The sequence below is a fragment of the Sporosarcina sp. SAFN-015 genome, from assembly GCF_059415085.1.
The window spans coordinates 36,497-53,860 of the sequence record NZ_JBPFDR010000009.1 but is presented as its reverse complement, the minus strand read 5'-3'; the positions used below and the strand labels follow the sequence as shown (position 1 = coordinate 53,860).

Genomic DNA, 17,364 nt, shown 5'->3' with positions numbered 1-17,364 from the left:
TATAGAGATAAGTAAATAGGAGGAGGCATCAGCGTGAACGATTGGAGTAAAGAAGACTTTGGTATTAGATTAAAGGCCCTGAGAGAGCAAAGAGGCCTATCAATGATGGCGTTTGGAGCGGCAATCGGCACATCCGCCAGCAGAATCAAAGATTGGGAGAAAGGTAAAAATGCCCCTTCCGCTGCATGGATTGCAAAGATATCCGAGAGATTCAATATCTCTACAGATGAGTTGATTTTAGGAGACCCTAAAACTTCACGCGCATTCACTGCAAGCGGTTCTTCAAACGTCGATATGCTTTATGAACGGCTGCGTGAAAATTTGATTATCGCTAAAGAAGTGGATGAGCAGGACGAAAAACTAGATCAGCTATATAGCACTCTAGATGCGGAGAATAAAGAACGCTATCGGAGTGGCAGAGGAAGAAGGCTTGCTGAGCGAGAACTTCTATCCATTTTAACTGAATTACCGAAAAAGGACGTACTCGAATTATTGGAGCTCGCAAAAATAAAGAAACGTTGGCAGTAAGCTGAATGCCTGTACGAAAAAGAAGGAAACGCAACGGCATCCTATTATTCTTCATTCTCATATTGCTATTTGGACTTTATTTATATAAAGAGAATACGACCATAGGAGTGACCTTCGTGGAGCTCGAAGCTCCCGGTCTTCCGAATAGCTTTAATAATTATCGAATTGTTCAACTGTCAGATATCCATGACTCGATGTTTGGGGATAATCACTCAGATTTAGTAAGTAAAGTGAAATTATTATCGCCAGATGCCATTTTCATTACTGGAGATTTTATTGATCGGAACCGTTATGATCTTGAGCAAAGTTTGGAAATCGTCAAGCAACTGCATGATGTAGCACCATTCTATTTCGTTACCGGCAATCATGAAATTTCTACAAATGACGAAAAGCACATAAAAGATGAACTATCTGGATTAGGCGTGCAAGTTTTAACAAATGAATCGATGACAATTGCAAGCGAAGAAGGGGAACAGATTGTTATATCCGGGATTGAAGATCCATTGTCCAGCAATCTCGTTGAAGAGACGTATGTTGAACAAGTCATAGATTATGCATTAAAAGATGTCCAGGATGATCTGTTCAAAATCCTTTTATCGCATCGACCTGAACAGTTCAACGTATACGTTGACCGGCAAATAGATCTCGTTTTCAGTGGGCATGCCCATGGCGGCCAAGTTCGGATTCCGGGCATTGGAGGCTTAGTAGCTCCTGGTCAAGGATGGTTCCCTAAATTCACATCAGGTATCCATGAAATGGATGGAACAACTATGATCGTAAGTCGCGGCCTCGGAAACAGCATCGTTCCCATACGAGTGTTTAATCGCCCGGAAGTAGTTGTCGTAACTTTGAAATCATCAAATGAATAGCTAGCTGTAGACGCAAAGGAGATCTATTCTTTGCGTTTTTTTTTCATTATTATGAATGTGATAATTATTGGCGGATGTTGTATGATAGAATAGTATATAATTCATAGAATATTTTAAACGGGAGGTTGTTGTGTGAAGGCGTTCATTCATGTAAATGGTCAATTGGAAATAGATGAGATGGAAGAGCCGATTGCAAGTAATGGTGAAGTCGTCGTAGCACTTCATGCCGCGGGGATGAATCGAAGGGATATTAAAATACCTGATCGCCGCGGGGATGTAAAGGAACCGTTAATTCTTGGTTCCGATGGCGCTGGTGTCATCGAGTCTATCGGGGAAGGGGTAGACAATTGGGAGATTGGTGATGAAGTGATCATTAATCCATCTTTACGTTGGTTTACACAAAGTGCTGCACCTCCTGCAGAATTTGATATTTTAGGTATGCCGGACAACGGAACATTCGCAGAGAAAATTGTTATTCCTGCTGAACAGATTGAGAAAAAACCTGCGAATCTTTCAATGGATGAAGCGTCTGTTTTAGCGTTAGCAGCATTGACAGGATACCGGGCATTATTTACGCAAGGCGAGTTGAAAAAGGGCGATACGGTCTTTATTCCGGGAGCGGGAAGCGGTGTCGCGACATATATGATTCAGTTTGCCAAAAATGTTGGGGCGCGCGTCATCGTCAGTTCGCGGGTTGAAGAGAAACGACAGAAAGCGCTAGAGCTTGGCGCTGATTTGGCAATTAATACGAACGGTGATTGGAAAGAGGACCTAGCGAATGAAACAATCGATCTCGTAATCGAAAGCGTTGGAAGAGCAACATTTAACCGTTCGTTGGAAGTATTGAAACAGGGCGGAAGAATTGTTGTATTTGGCGCAACGACCGAGGACGTCGTCGAGCTGGATTTACGGAAGTTTTTCTACGGACAATACCAGCTATTTGGCTCGACGATGGGAAGCCGGGATGAGTTGCGGGCAATGTTGAAGCATGTTGAAGAATTCGGCATTCAACCTGTCATTGACAAAGTATATCGTCTCGAAGATGGTTTGGAAGCATTCAAGGCGCTGGAAAACAGCGAGCAGTTTGGAAAGCTTGTATTGCGCATAGAAAAATGAGCAGCTTTGGGGTTTTTATTATAAAATCATTTTGTATTAGCATGTATTGATAAAAGAAGGGTGTGGCCATTTTGACTGAAAAAGCAAAACCATTAACGGACTTAGCAATCGCTGCTTCTGCTGTGATGCAGCCAATAGCGGATATCGCAAGAAAAGTGGGGATTCCCGAAGAGGCGGTTGAACCCTATGGACGATACAAAGCAAAAATCGATGTATCTAAATTGCCGGCTACGAAATCATTCGGAAAAGTCGTTCTTGTAACAGCGACAAGCCCGACGCCTGCAGGTGAAGGGAAATCAACAGTGACTGTTGGCCTTGCGGATGCGTTAGCAAGATTAGGAGAAAATTCGATGATCGCTCTCCGCGAGCCTTCCCTCGGACCCGTTATGGGTGTGAAGGGCGGCGCTGCGGGCGGTGGGTACGCACAAGTATTGCCGATGGAAGAAATCAATTTGCATTTTAATGGCGATATCCATGCGATCACAACTGCAAATAATGCACTAAGTGCGATGATTGATAATCATATTCATCAAGGAAATGCATTGCGGATTGACCCGCGCAGGATTACCTGGAAGCGTGCAATGGATATGAATGATCGTGCATTGCGCCACATCACTATTGGTCTAGGGGGTCCCGGACAAGGTGTACCGCGGGAAGACGGCTTCGATATTACAGTAGCTTCTGAAATTATGGCAGTATTCTGTTTGGCAACAAGTTTAACTGACTTGAAAGAGCGTCTATCACAAATGGTAATCGGATATACGTATGAAAAGGAAGCTGTTACCGTAAGGGATTTAGGCGTAGAAGGTGCTTTGACACTTCTATTGAAAGAAGCATTCAAGCCGAATCTCGTTCAGACGATTGAAGGGACCCCTGCTTTAATTCATGGCGGACCTTTCGCAAATATAGCACATGGCTGCAACTCGTTAATGGCTACAAATACAGCTAGAAAATTGGCTGATATCGTTGTAACGGAGGCAGGATTCGGATCCGATCTAGGCGCTGAGAAATTCATGGATATTAAAGCACGAAAAGGTGGATTTGCCCCGGATGCTGTCGTACTTGTGACAACGATTCGTGCTTTGAAAATGCACGGAGGGGTTGCGAAGACGGATCTTGGAAAAGAAAATGTTCAAGCTGTCACGGAGGGAATTGTCAATCTAGAAAAGCATGTGGAAACTGTCCGTTCTTTCGGCGTGCAGCCTGTCGTAGCATTAAACCGCTTCATTACAGACTCCGCTGCAGAACTTGACTTCATTATGAATTGGTGCGCTTCAAAAGGTGTTCGAGCAGCTGTAACGGACGTTTGGGGGCAAGGGGGGGCTGGCGGCCAGGAACTAGCGAAACAAGTTCTCGAGCTGTTAGAAGAGCCAAATAATTTTGCTCCCCTTTATGATGTAGAGCAGCCGGTCATTGATAAAATTACGGCGATTGTCCAAAAGGCATATGGCGGAAAAGGAGTAATCCTTACAGAGAAAGCGAGAAAGGACTTATTGCAAATCGAACAGAATGGGTGGGATATCCTGCCGGTCTGCATGGCGAAAACGCAATACTCTTTCTCAGATGACCCTAAGAAGCTTGGAAGACCTACTGATTTTATGATTACAATTCGTGAAATCATTCCGAAGCTTGGCGCAGGTTTCCTCGTTTGTCTGACGGGGGATATTATGACGATGCCGGGATTGCCGAAAAAACCGGCGGCCCTTCAAATGGATATCGACGAAAAAGGAAATGCGATTGGCCTCATGTAATCGCTTCTATAGCAATAAAGTCAAAGAGCTGTCACTTTTTACAAGTGATAGCTCTTTTATTTAGATTAAATAGGTAAAATAGCATGGTGATTTGGAAGAGTATGGGCTATAATGATTCAAAGGAATTGAGAGTGGAAAGGGTACGATAAGTGTGTTCAATAACTTCAGATGGAAATTGACGATTGTCCTGATTGTGTTTTCGCTTATTCTTTCATTGTTTATAGCGTTATTTGACTATAACAAGTTACGGAAAACTGTCTTAGAGGCTCAAGACACGAAGATTTCCATGATAGAGGACAAAGTAGTTAAAAACCTAGCAACAATCGATAAAGTATATGACTTATTTGATGAACAGACTGCGGAAAAGATGAAATCATATTCAAAGGAGCTTCTTGAAAAATATAAGGAAGAGCCCGATTTCCGAAAATGGGATTTCACATCGTTAAAAGAGCAATATAAAATGGACATATTTATTCTCAATGATAAAAATACGGTCATACATAGCAGCTTCACTGAAGATATTGGATTGGATTTCCAAGAATGTTGTCCGGGATTTTCTAGTCTGTTGGATGAAAGGCGAGTAGGCGACTCGTTTACAGCTGATGGAATGGATATTCAATCGAAAACAGGGGAAGTTAAAAAGTTCAGTTATACACCTACGCCGGATCATAAGTATTTAATTGAGTTAGGGTTTCTACTAGAAGACCATGAGATTTTTAGGCAATTCAATTTCCTGCAAACAATTGATGAACTCGTCCAAGAATATGATGATATTAATTCCATAAAGGTCTATAATTCTGGAGGAAATGCGTTAGGAGTAAAAACTGAAAACTTTCAACAGCAATATATCCAACAGCCGCATAAAAACGTTTTTGAAAAAGTGCGGGGAAGTGGAGAGCCTGATGAATTGGTTTTAGTTGAAGACGGAAAACAGGTAACATACAGATATATCCCTTATTCAGCAGACGAGCGGAAGGGATTTTCCACAGATCGAGTTGTCGAGATAGCTTATAATAATAAAGTAATGACAGGTTTGCTTGCAGGATATAAGAATCAATTTCTTCTACAATTATTTGTCATCCTTATTGGATCGATCATCCTATCCTTCCTTATCGCTAGGCTTGTTGCGATGCCGATACATCTTGCCTTTCACGATAGTTTGACAGGTTTGAAAAACAGGGCGGCCTTTGAAGACGAAATTTCAAAAAGGCTTGAACGGAAAAATCGGAAAGTAGCTTTAATGATGGTCGATTTGGACAATTTCAAAGCGATTAATGATTATTTAGGGCATGGCGAAGGTGACAGGATATTGAAAATAGCGGCAGCAACTATCCAAGAAACAGTGGGGGCCAGTAATTTTGCAGCAAGAGTCGGTGGCGATGAGTTTTTAATTTTACTTGATTCAGATGAAACACCTAATTTAAAATCGCTCGCGGATGATTTACTTCAACGGATTAATGAAAAAATGGAATTTCACTTGAATGAAAAAAGTATTCAAACTTCAATTAGTATTGGGGTTGCTATCGCAACTGAAAATGACGATTTTGAATCACTTTACGCAAAGGCTGATAAGGCACTATATCAATCTAAAGAAAACGGCAAAAATCAATATAACGTCTTTGAATTCACGACATAAAAAAGGGACTGCCGGATATCGGCAGTCCCTTCTTATTATAGAGCTTTGTCATCAACAGAATTCAACCATGCTTCGATTGTACCAACGACAGACTCCACACATCCATCTTCAAACGGCGAAATCAAATTCGCCTCTTTTACAAGCTCCGTAAACGGCTTCGACCCGCCAAGCTTACATAGATGTAAATAATCTTCCCATGCAGCTTCGCGATCTTCTAATGAACGCTTCCAAAACTGGAATGCGCAAATTTGTGCCAATGTGTAATCGATATAGTAAAAAGGAGCTTCATAAATATGCGACTGACGTTGCCAAATTGATCCTGCTTCCAAATAAGGGTTACCGTCGTAATCACGCATTGGCAAATATGTCTTCTCAATCCGCTTCCACTCCGCTTTACGTTCAGCGGGTGTCATTTCTGGATTCTCGTAAATTGCATGCTGAAATTCATCTACCGCTACACCGTAAGGCAAAAATAGCAGGCCGCTGCTTAAGTGTGCGAATTTGTATTTTTCCGTATCGTCCTCGAAGAATAGTTCCATCCATGGCCAAGTGAAGAACTCCATGCTCATTGAATGGATTTCAGCCCCTTCGTGAGTCGGCCATACATATTCAGGAATGCCGATATTACGGCTGGAATACACTTGGAAAGCATGACCCGCTTCGTGAGTCAGCACGTCGATATCACCTGATGTACCATTAAAGTTCGAGAAGATGAAAGGCGAATCATAATCATCAATGAACGTACAATAACCTCCCGTCTCTTTCCCTTTCTTCGCTTCCAAGTCAAGAAGATGCTTGTCTGTCATGTATTTGAAAAATTCGTCCGTTTCAGGTGAAAGCTCTTCATACATCTTTTTACCGTTTTCGATGATCCATTCAGGGGAACCTTTCGGTGTTGCATTCCCACTCAAGAAGTTTAGGGACTGGTCGTAGAATTTTAATTCATCGACGCCGATCCGCTCAGCTTGACGTTCGTATAACTTTGTAGCAAGCGGTACAATATAGTCTCGTACTTGATCACGGAAGTTTTTCACCATATCCGCGTCATATCCAATTCGGTTCATACGCGCATATCCAAGTTCCACAAAGTTTTTGAAACCTAATTTTGTAGCGATTTCGTGTCTCACTTTCACGAGATCATCATAAATACGGTCAAACGCATCGCCGTTATCTGCATAGAAAGAGTAGGAAGCTTCCATAGCGGACTTCCTCACACCTCTGTCAGTAGATTCGGCGTACGGTCCGAGTTGTGCAAGGGTTAATGTTTTTCCGTCAAACTCGATTTGAGCTGAAGCGACAAGCTTAGCATACTCAGAAGTAAGCTTATTCTCTTGTTGAAGGAGCGGAAGTACTTCCGGCGAAAAGGATTTGATTGCGTTGTCGGCTAGAGCGAACAGCTGCGTGCCCCATTTCTCTTCAAGCTCCTTACGGTAAGGTGTTTTTACAAGCTCTTTGTAGAAAGCGGTTCCAAGTTCCTGGAATTCAGGACCGATTTCATCGAAGTATTCCCGTTCTTTCTGATAGAACTCATCATTCGTATCGATGGAAGAACGGATATACATCAAATTAGACTGTGTAGAATAGTTGCTACCGATGGCATTCAACTTTTCAATGACTTCATTTTGTTCATCAAAGGACTCTGCAGAACGGAATTGTTCTAGCAAGCTATCGAATTCTTGTTTAATGCTTTCCATGTCAGGTCTTTTGTACTTGAATTCTTCAAATGTAAGCATGTTCATTCCCCCGTAATCTGTTAGTGTGAATACAATTCACTATCTTCATTGTTAACTAACCATTGTGAAAATGCAAAAGAAAGATTGCAAGTTTGAGCAAATATTTCGCCGATAGGGAATACGTGACCAGTTAGTGCGGTTTGCTGTAAGATGGGAATGAAAACATTATGTGAGGATGAGATTACGTGGAAATTATTGAATATAGCATGATTGAACTCATTGATCCGACAGGCATTTTGTCAGGGAACCGATTTGAATTTCGCATTTATGTAAAATTCGATGAGGAAGATGAGGTCTATAATGAAAAAGGGACGGGCATCCGAGTGATTTATGCGGTAAATGAAGGAGTAGGGAAAGTGGCTTCCTATCATCTTTTCGACCGTGCGACAGACGAAGTTCTCGATTTTGACTTGGAGGATGAGGAAGTCGCTGAGCTGGCCGTATTTTGTAGGGAACAATTAGAAGAAGAGTAAGCGTAGATGATTTACCGTGATGAGTGATCATAAATGTCTGCAAGTGATCATAAATGTCTGCAAGTGATCATAAATCGTGGCGAGTGATCATAAATGACTGCAAGTGATCATAAATCGTTGTGAGTGATCATAAATGACTGCAAGTGATCATAAATCGTTGCAAGTGATCATAAATGTCTGCAAGTGATCATAAATCGCCACAAGTGATCATAAACCCGCCAGCATGCTCATAAAATAACAAAAAATCGTTGAAACGGCATCCTTTCAAAGGACATACCAGTTTCAACGATTTTCAATTTAAAAAGTAAAGCGATTCACTTCTTTTTGAAGGTTTTCCGCAAGACCGGCAAGAGTTTGTGAGCTGGTGGAAATCTCTTCGTTGACTGCCAGTTGTTCTTCTGTTGCGGCACCCGTTTCCTGGGCTGTGAAAGCGGTTGACTCTGCTAGTTTTTTTACTTCCATCGATGAGTGGGCAATCGTGTCGGTCATGGAACGAATTTGCTTAATTGCTTCTGTAACGATCGATACGTTTTCATTTACCGCATTTACGGATTGCTCGATTTCAGTGAATGTATTCAATGAATGATGAGTGACCGTTAAGCCGTCTTTCACACTGTTACTTCCCGAATTAATCGCATTCACTGCCTTTTTGGTCGCGTCTTGGATGGAATGGATCATGACGCCGATATCTGAAGCGGATGATTTAGACTGCTCCGCCAAATTGCGCACTTCCTCGGCGACTACCGCGAAACCTTTTCCATGTTCTCCTGCACGAGCCGCTTCGATTGCTGCGTTCAATGCTAAAAGATTCGTCTGTTCTGAAATAGCGGTAATTAAAGAAGTAACTTGTTGAATCTCCGCAGACTGTTTTGCCATCGACTGGATAATCGTTGATGCTTCTTGAATGATTGTGTCGGTATCCGACATTTGACCGGATAACCTTTCAATCGTGGAAGAGCCTGCTTCCACATGAGAAATGACTGTTTGCATTGCTTCCAGCATTGTCAAGTTGCTGTCTGCGATTTGATTGACGTCTTTAGTCAATTGAGTGACTGAATCGACAGTTTCATTCACCAAATCAGACTGGTTTTCACTGTCTCGCATATTTTTCTCTGATGCGGAAGCGACCATTTCAGACGAAGCGAGGCTCTCTTCGGAACTTGCTGATAATTGCTCCGCTTGCGCAGCCAACTGATGTGAAGAAAATTGTATTTGCTCCATTAGACTTTTTAAATCATCAGTCATTTTATTAAATGCGTTTGCCATGATACCAATCTCATCTTTACTGCGGATGTTAACATGTTCTACTGACAAATCACCTGTTGCAATCTTTTCAATGGCAGTCGTCATCCTCTTAACAGGATTTGCTATACTGCGGCTGATCATATAGCCAACAAACAACGAAATTATAATTGCTAATCCGATGAAAATAAAAGTAAGCAAATGGATAAAGTTTGTCATTTGCAATAAGTCATCGCGGGAATTTTGCATTTCTACCTTTTGATTCTCTTTCAACGCTGTTGCCTTCTCCATTATTTGCAAGTTAACATTATTTGCTTCTCGTAAAAGGTTCCTGTTCTGCGTTTCATTTGCCCTCATTAGACTATAGCTGATCTCATCAACCATTTCGCTGAATTGCATATGTAATTGTTTAATTTCTTCGACCGTTTCGCTATCTTTTGAGCTATTAAAGGCAACGTCCAACTCTTCAATTAATCCAGTTGCATTTGCCGTCGATTCATCACGTTGGCCGACAAACTCCGATGTTTTAAATAAAACATAACTGCTGATCGCAATATATCTTTCCTTTTGTGCGCTGATCAGTTCATCGGATAAATTCACTTTATGGGCTCGGTCATCGATTAGTTTCGCAAACTCATCATTCATCTTCTTCGTTGCAAAGAAAGATGCACCCCCCATGATGAGCATAATGGCAAGAAGAATGGAAAATCCCGCCCAAATCTTTTTTGATACTGATAAACTCATGAAATTAGTCCCCCCAAAAATCTCTCTATACAGTACATACATACTATTATACTTGTTTGAGAAAATAATACTATACAAAAATTAAAAATATTTAGGAAGCAACGGATGAATTTGTGATTAATTTTTTTTGGTACCAAGTCAAATTATGTGTTTTTTATTGAAAAATAGTAGATAATGTGTAGAGTAGATATGTAGGGGATTATGATAAAATGGATTTTTCGTACATCAGCTAAATTTAAAATACATTGGAGTGTTTATAGATGAGCAATGAAATTGTCGACATTACAATTATTGGCGGGGGACCAACAGGACTTTTTGCTTCTTTCTACGCAGGCATGCGTGAAATGTCCGTTAAAATTATTGACAGCCTACCACAACTTGGCGGGCAGTTAATTGAACTGTATCCTGATAAATATATTTATGACGTGGGTGGGTTTCCAAAAATTCTTGCTAAAGATTTAGTAGCAAATCTTGTTACACAAGCGCATTATTCGAAGCCTGAAATTCATCTAGGAGAAACAGCTCTTTCAGCGACACGCGATGGTGATCACTTCATCCTCCAAACGGATAAAGGCGTACATTTGACTCGCACAATCCTTTTGACTGCTGGAATCGGAGCATTCCAACCGCGTAAAATCGGTTTAGCTGAAGAAGTTGAATTTGAAGGCAAGACATTGCATTACGGAATTAAAGACCTCTCTCTATTCAAAGATAAAGATGTTCTCGTATGCGGCGGGGGAGACTCAGCAGTGGATTGGGCGTTGATGCTTGAAGATATCGCTTCGAATGTTTCGCTTGTCCATCGTCGTGAGCGTTTCACAGCGCATGAAACAAGTGTGAACCAATTGATGTCATCGAAAGTAAATGTGCTTACTTCCCGTGCTGTTAAGTCGATTGCTGGGGAAGATGGCATCGTCAAAGAAGTCGTTATAGCCCAAAAGGATGGATCGGAAGAAGCGTTGCATGTTGACCACGTCATCGTCAACTATGGCAATATATCTTCTCTGGGCGCAATTAAAGAGTGGGGCCTTGAAATGGATCGCAACTCGGTCATCGTCAACTCCCGAATGGAAACGAATATCGAAGGCATTTACGCAGCAGGGGATGTTACGTCTTATGACGGAAAAGTGAAGCTTATTGCAGTCGGCTTAGGGGAAGCTCCGACTGCCGTGAACCATGCAAAAGCATTCATCGATCCGAAAGCAAGACTGCAACCATTGCATAGCACGAGTGTTTTCAACTAAAAAAAGTGTAGACGAAGTCGTTCTTTGACTTTGTCTACACTTTTTTTATAGGCAATCGGCAATGGGAAGGCATTTCCTCATTATAATAATAAGGCAATTCCTAATATGATGAGCAATGGACCGATGATAATTAAATATCCAAGCGGATTTCCGAAGTTCATCGTCCAACCGACCCCGAACCTCTTTTCAACAAAGATGGAGGGGTCATTTTTATTTACATAAAATACGCCTGCTTTCCAATGTGCGTCATCATCGGCGTCCGTCACTCCGGGAACAGGTTCCTCTTCAATTTCCAGTTGAACACGGGATCCCCCTTGACCTACTTTGAATGCGTACACTGCTGTTGTGAACAATATGATAAGAAGGAATCCTAAAGGCATTGCCATCATGAGAAATGGTCCTCCTATGTTCCCGTGGATTGTTGTCAGTTGGAGGAAGCCGAAAAGAATTGTTAATGATATTGACGTTAAAAAGAGCAACCAGCTTGTGTACTTCCTAAACGATAACTGCTGAATGCGCGAAGAACTCCGCTTCGATGCATTTAGCTTCATACCAGACTTCTTCGTAGAGACATTGATCATTAGCATCATCCCTTGCATGACGAGAAGAATGATGAGAAGGGCAATGACGGAAAAAGGGCTTTTATCGGTGAATGCGTCCGGTTGTCCATTTGGCCCCCAATGGGTAGGAATAAGATCCGGCATCGCACCGTATTGAGTCGCAGTATAGCCGATTAAACCGAGTGTAATCGGTATTGGCAATGCAAACATGAAAGAGGGTAGCATTTCATTATTGGAGCGGTTCGTCAAGTCAGCTACTCGAACCTTTTTCAAATTCCCCCCCCATTTATGCTCGCGCTTTCTTTTCATCGTTTTCACGTGAAAGTACAAGTACAGAGCCATGCTAATGAGTAGAATTCCAAATTGAAGAATCAATCCGATGAAGACGATGCGTTCCTCTTCTAATTGATTCCCCAATCCCCAAAAAAGAAGAACTAGAAAACCAACTGCGCCTATTAGAAAGATCATTGCCGAATAGGTTTTCTTATAGGTGGTGAGCATCGTATCATCTGTATGGCCTTCAGGTATCGTTACTCCGAAAACGATCGTTTTCTTCAGGAGGAAAGGAATCGCCGCCTGCATAACAGTTAAAAATAGAATGATAGCCAAAAATATTGTAAGTACCATTGTCATCCCTCCGTTAATTCTGAAATGATAGATGAGGTAATTGATAAAATCTGTTCTTTATTCATGCCATACACAATTGATTCTGCAACGAGCGGTTTCAAATGTAGTTTAATGAGTTCCATTTGCAAGTCGCTCGGTCCTTTTGCAGATATTGAATTAATGACTGCGCCAGACTTCGGAATGATTTCAATAATTTTCTTCTTCTCGAGCTCATGATAGGCTTTGTTTACTGTATGCATATTGACGCCAAGATCTGCAGCGAGGGACCTGACGGATGGCAATACCTCGGATGCTTTCAATGTTCTGGTTGCAATCAATTCGATCAACTGATTTGCAAGTTGAGTATATATCGGTATTTCTGAAGTTGGTTCGATTTGGATGAACATGTTATCCCTCCATTCTGTTCTAATAACATTATAACAGAAGTCGCGCTTAAAATATACCTCGAAAAGGAAAAACCCCCTGAACAAATAGTTCAGGAGGAAGTTTCTTCTAACTCTTTAACGGTAACAAAATCATACCCCTCGTTACTTAAATATGTCAGTACTGCATCTAGACCATCTGCAGTCGATTGGTGAATATCGTGCATTAAAATGATGCTTCCATCTTTCACATTCTCTTTTACTACTTGAAGAATCCTTGCGGAGTCACGATACTTCCAATCGAGAGTATCGACATCCCATAAAATGATCGGCAATCCCGTCATATTATGGACGGCATCATTGACAGCCCCATAAGGAGGTCTGAAAGCTTCAACTTTTTGTCCGGTCACTTCTTCAATAATGGCGGAAGTCTTCTCGATTTCTTTAGCGACACGGTCAGGACCTAATTTTGTCAAGTCGGCATGAGTCCAAGTATGGTTGCCTAATTCATGACCAGCTTCCATCATTTCATTGACGATATCGGGATAATATTCGACACGGCTTCCGAGCATGAAGAACGTTGCCTTTGCATCGTGTTTTTGTAGCGTATTCAAAATTTGTCTTGTCACTTTTGGATCAGGACCGTCGTCAAATGTCAACGCGACTTTTTTTCGGAGAGATGTCTCAGGAAGTGTAGTTTCGGTTTCATCATTTTCTTTAGAAACTTCCGTTTCGGACGATGGAACAGTTGAGTTTTCTTCGATGTTTTCTTCTGCGATCTCTTCTCCCTTATCTTTATCGACGATATCGACCGTTTCTTCTTTATCTTCAGGCTTAAAAGTTGTGGCTAACAGTTCTTTAACTGCATCAATCGAAACAGCAATGATAGGTGGTCCAACAATGTTATTAGCAATTGTGTTTTCGTCAAAGTAGAAGATAAGTGCATCGTCGGTTACAGAAAAGTTCCTATAATTCATCCATCGGGGCTCAGTAAATCTTTCCATATCTTTTTGGATAAGATGTCCCTTTAATGATTCATCCTTTAAAATCTCAGCCCTGACTAACGAAGAAAGGCTTTGTAAACGATCGGAGTCATCTTCGAATAGATCCCGAATTGTAAAGCTTTCGCCCGTTTCCGGATTTAAATGGAACGAGCGTATTTCGGTCTTTCCAGTGTCGGTATCGCTATATCTACTGCTCGTAACGAGGACAAAGGAATAGTTCCCGGAAGCATGCGGCAACGTTTCATAAGAGATGTTCAATTCTCCAGTCGTTTTTTTATCTTGTTGTTTTTTCTTGGTCAGCGTATCCAAATACCGTACTTGAACTTCGTCAATATAGTTTTTAACTTCCGAATTGAAAGAGCTATGTATGCTTTGCGGATATTGAATGGCAAAAGGAGCATTTTTATCATTTGATGTTTTTGTAACGATTTTGATACCAGGATAATTTGAATCTATTTGTTCCGTTTCGAGTGGGGATGAGGACTTTGTTTCCTTCTCGGACTGTGAGGCGGTATGGCCATTCTCTGTCATGAAAACGAGAAAAATGGCACTTAGTGTCAATAGGACAATGGCTGCGGAAAAAGTGATGTCAATCCATACCGAACGTGCTTTATGACGCTTTCTTTTCATGTTGCGCGGCTCCCTTGTAATTTTTGTGATTCAGAAATCTGGCAAACTTCTTGCTCGATCTACCTGTAAAGTTAGACGGGGCGACTCTTTAAATAGTTTCGGATAATCAAGAAAAATGTCGATTCTTTTATACTATTAGTATACAACACTTTTGCCCAAGTTTGGGATAGGTAAAAAAGGACGAATGAAATAACAACTGAATAAAAAGAATGAATTCATACCACTTTTTCAAAACACGGTATTGTGATATACTGTCATATGGTCCGGATCTTGCAAATACGGGCGAGCAGATGAGTGTTTACAATCGAATATTGTTAAACCGATCAAGCTGTTATTTCTACTGCAAAGAAAACAAACAGAAGGTGGTCGAAGAAATGGAAACAGAAGCATATCGGGTATTGTTGTACTATAAATACGTACACATCGAAGACCCAGAAACATTTGCTGCAGAACATTTGGCTTTTTGTAAGGAACTTGGATTGAAAGGCCGTATTCTTATCGGCGAGGAAGGCATCAACGGTACATGTTCTGGAACTGTAGAACAGACGGATGCTTATATGGAGATGATGCATAGCGATGAGCGATTCAAAGATCTTTGGTTCAAGATCGATGAAGCGGATGGACACGCGTTCAAGAAGATGCACGTTCGCCATCGTAAGGAAATCGTCAACCTTAGCCTTGAGGATGACATCAACCCATTGGAATTGACAGGCCAATATTTGAAGCCTGAAGAATTCCTAAAAGCCATGCAAGATGAAAACACAGTTGTGTTTGATACTAGAAATGATTATGAATATGATCTGGGACATTTCAGAGGGGCGATTCGTCCGGATATTGAGAATTTCCGTGATCTTCCTGAATGGGTCCGTGAAAATAAAGAACTATTTGAAGGTAAAAAAGTTCTTGCGTATTGCACTGGTGGAATCAGATGCGAGAAGTTCACAGGATGGATGAAGCGTGAAGGTTTTGAAGATGTTGCACACTTAGAAGGCGGAATCGTAACATACGGAAAAGACCCAGTAGCGAAAGGTCAACTATGGGACGGTCAATGTTATGTATTCGATGAAAGGATTGCTGTACCTGTGAATCAGGTCGAGCATGTCATCGTCGGTCGAGATCATTTTGATGGAACGCCTTGTGAACGTTACGTAAACTGTGCAAACCCTGACTGCAATAAAAAAATTCTATGCTCTGAAGAAAATGAGCATTTCTATATGCGCAGCTGTTCGGATGAATGTCGGACACATCCGCGTAACCGTTATTTTGTAGAACAAAACTTGACAGTTGAGGAATTCAACAAACGGATTGAGGCTATTGAGAATAAGCGCAGCGAGGCAACTGCTGCATTGTAAAAAATCAATTCACGCTCGGGTGGTAATACAACGCCCGGGCGTGTTTTATATTTGGCATGTAAATAAAATAGTTTTCGGAGAATAAAAAAACATTGGAATGGACTTAATATGGCTCATGGCAAAAGGTAAATGGTATACTACTATCATTGAAAAGATATTGGAGGAACTGCAGTATGGAATGGAAGAACATTTATCGTGGATTCCTTATGGGAATCAGCGACTTGATTCCGGGAGTGAGCGGGGGAACGATTGCGTTCATTCTTGGTATATATGACCGATTATTAGTGGCGATTAGCGGCTTTTTCAGCCGTGATTGGAAAAAGCATATTGGCTTTTTATTACCTTTAGGTATAGGGATTGGACTGACGTTATTGCTATTCAGCCGATTCATTGACTTCCTATTGAAAGAATACCCACAGCCGACTCAATTTTTCTTTTTAGGATTAATTATCGGCGTTATACCTTTTATTTCAAAACAGGCGAATGTAAGAAAAAATTTCAAGGTAGGTCATTTTCTCTTATTGCTCGTAGTCGGCGCAGCTTTAGCATCAACGGCATTCATTAAACCGGCGGATGCAAGTGTGATTACATCATTAACAATGCAAAATACGATCGGTTTATTTTTGGCTGGTTGGGCTGGCAGTATGGCAATGCTCTTGCCGGGTGTGAGCGGATCGTTTGTTTTACTATTATTAGGTGTATATGCGACAGCCATCAATGCGCTTTCAACGTTGAACTTTCCGATTATTATCGTCATCGGCGCTGGAGTCATTGTCGGTTTTATCGTAAGTAGCAGGGCCATCCATTTCTTGTTGGATAGATTCACCAATGTCATGTTTGCGATTATAATTGGCTTGATCATCGGTTCCATTTTCGTTATATACCCGGGGATACCGGAAAGTGGGACGCCATTTGTTATGAGTGTCATTGCTCTCATTACCGGGTTAATTGTCGCAAACATGTTTAATACGGCCAACCCAACTACTACTAAATGAATGCAAGGACAATAATAATCCATGAAATATGGATGAGGATGACGAGCGTATAGATGATGAGTGCGATGGCGAGTACATTTTTAACAACAACTGATGGTTTCATATAATGCATAAGGATGAAAAGCAGTATTGGAAGACTCGCCTTCATCAAATAGAATGCAATGACGTTCATGTCATAAATGGAGCGCACGAATGGGTTAGCTTCTTGTATATGCCCGAATCGGATTCCAAAATCAGTAAAAATCGCATCGATCATGCATAAGCAAAATAGAAGAAAACATGTATTCAATAACCGGTCTTTCGAAGCTGGAAGCGCCTTAACCGTCTCCATTTGTATCACTCCTGACATAATTGGCATTTAGAATGTATCAGTTAGGATATGGAGAGGATGAAAGATTTATTCAAAAGGGCGATAGAAAGTTTATTCGCTTATCTATAAATATCGATTTCCGACAATAAAAATGCCAACGAAAGAGAAATTTCTTTCGTTGGCATTTT

The 17,364-nt window shown here is 41.3% G+C and carries 15 protein-coding genes; 9 read left to right on the top strand and 6 right to left on the bottom strand.

Annotation, left to right across the window (positions count from 1 at the left end; translation table 11 throughout):
- The first annotated feature begins 33 nt into the window (after positions 1–33).
- The 5 genes from ACR65H_RS15075 to ACR65H_RS15055 all read left to right on the top strand — a co-directional run bounded on the left by ACR65H_RS15075 (position 34) and on the right by ACR65H_RS15055 (position 5,900).
- A complete protein-coding gene (locus ACR65H_RS15075; RefSeq protein WP_440501333.1) occupies positions 34–528 on the top strand; it encodes a helix-turn-helix domain-containing protein in 495 nt (164 codons plus the stop codon).
- Positions 529–644: 116 nt separating this feature from the next.
- Positions 645–1,397 carry a metallophosphoesterase gene (locus tag ACR65H_RS15070; protein WP_440501332.1) on the top strand — a complete coding sequence of 251 codons (753 nt, stop codon included), beginning with the start codon at positions 645–647 and terminating at the stop codon, positions 1,395–1,397.
- Positions 1,398–1,529: 132 nt separating this feature from the next.
- Entirely contained in the window at positions 1,530–2,513 is a 984-nt protein-coding gene (locus tag ACR65H_RS15065; RefSeq protein ID WP_440501330.1) for a zinc-binding dehydrogenase, read from the top strand.
- A 71-nt stretch (positions 2,514–2,584) separates the two neighbouring features.
- Complete coding sequence (locus ACR65H_RS15060) at positions 2,585–4,264, top strand: formate--tetrahydrofolate ligase (RefSeq protein WP_440501329.1); 1,680 nt, start codon at positions 2,585–2,587, stop codon at positions 4,262–4,264.
- Between the two features lie 151 nt (positions 4,265–4,415).
- Entirely contained in the window at positions 4,416–5,900 is a 1,485-nt protein-coding gene (locus ACR65H_RS15055; protein WP_440501328.1) for a GGDEF domain-containing protein, read from the top strand.
- Positions 5,901–5,935: 35 nt separating this feature from the next.
- Here the strand turns inward: ACR65H_RS15055 and ACR65H_RS15050 are convergent, their stop codons facing one another.
- The gene (locus ACR65H_RS15050) at positions 5,936–7,633 is read right to left on the bottom strand and encodes a M3 family oligoendopeptidase (protein ID WP_440501326.1); all 1,698 of its coding nucleotides are present in this window, start codon (positions 7,631–7,633) and stop codon (positions 5,936–5,938) included.
- 185 nt (positions 7,634–7,818) lie between these two features.
- Here ACR65H_RS15050 and ACR65H_RS15045 point away from each other — a divergent pair, with 185 nt between their 5' ends.
- On the top strand, positions 7,819–8,106 hold the full coding sequence (locus ACR65H_RS15045; protein ID WP_440501324.1) for a DUF6509 family protein: 288 nt from the start codon (positions 7,819–7,821) through the stop codon (positions 8,104–8,106).
- A gap of 297 nt (positions 8,107–8,403) precedes the next feature.
- On the opposite strand, the gene ACR65H_RS15040 is transcribed toward ACR65H_RS15045, so the two are convergent.
- A complete protein-coding gene (locus ACR65H_RS15040) occupies positions 8,404–10,092 on the bottom strand; it encodes a methyl-accepting chemotaxis protein (protein WP_440501323.1) in 1,689 nt (562 codons plus the stop codon).
- A gap of 260 nt (positions 10,093–10,352) precedes the next feature.
- On the opposite strand from ACR65H_RS15040, the gene ACR65H_RS15035 reads away from it, so the two are divergent.
- Positions 10,353–11,336, top strand: coding sequence for an NAD(P)/FAD-dependent oxidoreductase (locus ACR65H_RS15035; RefSeq protein ID WP_440501321.1), 984 nt, complete (start codon positions 10,353–10,355; stop codon positions 11,334–11,336).
- Positions 11,337–11,416: 80 nt separating this feature from the next.
- Here the strand turns inward: ACR65H_RS15035 and ACR65H_RS15030 are convergent, their stop codons facing one another.
- The 3 genes from ACR65H_RS15030 to ACR65H_RS15020 form a co-directional block, all read right to left on the bottom strand.
- Positions 11,417–12,523, bottom strand: coding sequence for a DUF1648 domain-containing protein (locus tag ACR65H_RS15030; RefSeq protein ID WP_440501320.1), 1,107 nt, complete (start codon positions 12,521–12,523; stop codon positions 11,417–11,419).
- Between the two features lie 2 nt (positions 12,524–12,525).
- Positions 12,526–12,909 carry a GntR family transcriptional regulator gene (locus tag ACR65H_RS15025; protein ID WP_440501318.1) on the bottom strand — a complete coding sequence of 128 codons (384 nt, stop codon included), beginning with the start codon at positions 12,907–12,909 and terminating at the stop codon, positions 12,526–12,528.
- 89 nt (positions 12,910–12,998) lie between these two features.
- Positions 12,999–14,519, bottom strand: a complete 1,521-nt coding sequence (locus ACR65H_RS15020) for a polysaccharide deacetylase family protein (RefSeq protein ID WP_440501317.1) — start codon at positions 14,517–14,519, stop codon at positions 12,999–13,001.
- Positions 14,520–14,893: 374 nt separating this feature from the next.
- On the opposite strand from ACR65H_RS15020, the gene trhO reads away from it, so the two are divergent.
- Entirely contained in the window at positions 14,894–15,871 is a 978-nt protein-coding gene (gene trhO / locus ACR65H_RS15015) for an oxygen-dependent tRNA uridine(34) hydroxylase TrhO (RefSeq protein WP_440501315.1), read from the top strand.
- A gap of 173 nt (positions 15,872–16,044) precedes the next feature.
- On the top strand, positions 16,045–16,866 hold the full coding sequence (locus tag ACR65H_RS15010; protein ID WP_440501313.1) for a DUF368 domain-containing protein: 822 nt from the start codon (positions 16,045–16,047) through the stop codon (positions 16,864–16,866).
- Here ACR65H_RS15010 and ACR65H_RS15005 read toward each other — a convergent pair.
- Positions 16,859–17,197 (bottom strand): DUF5658 family protein, encoded by a 339-nt coding sequence (locus ACR65H_RS15005; RefSeq protein ID WP_440501312.1) that lies wholly within the window; start codon positions 17,195–17,197, stop codon positions 16,859–16,861. The genes ACR65H_RS15010 and ACR65H_RS15005 overlap by 8 nt on opposite strands.
- Positions 17,198–17,364 lie beyond the last annotated feature (167 nt).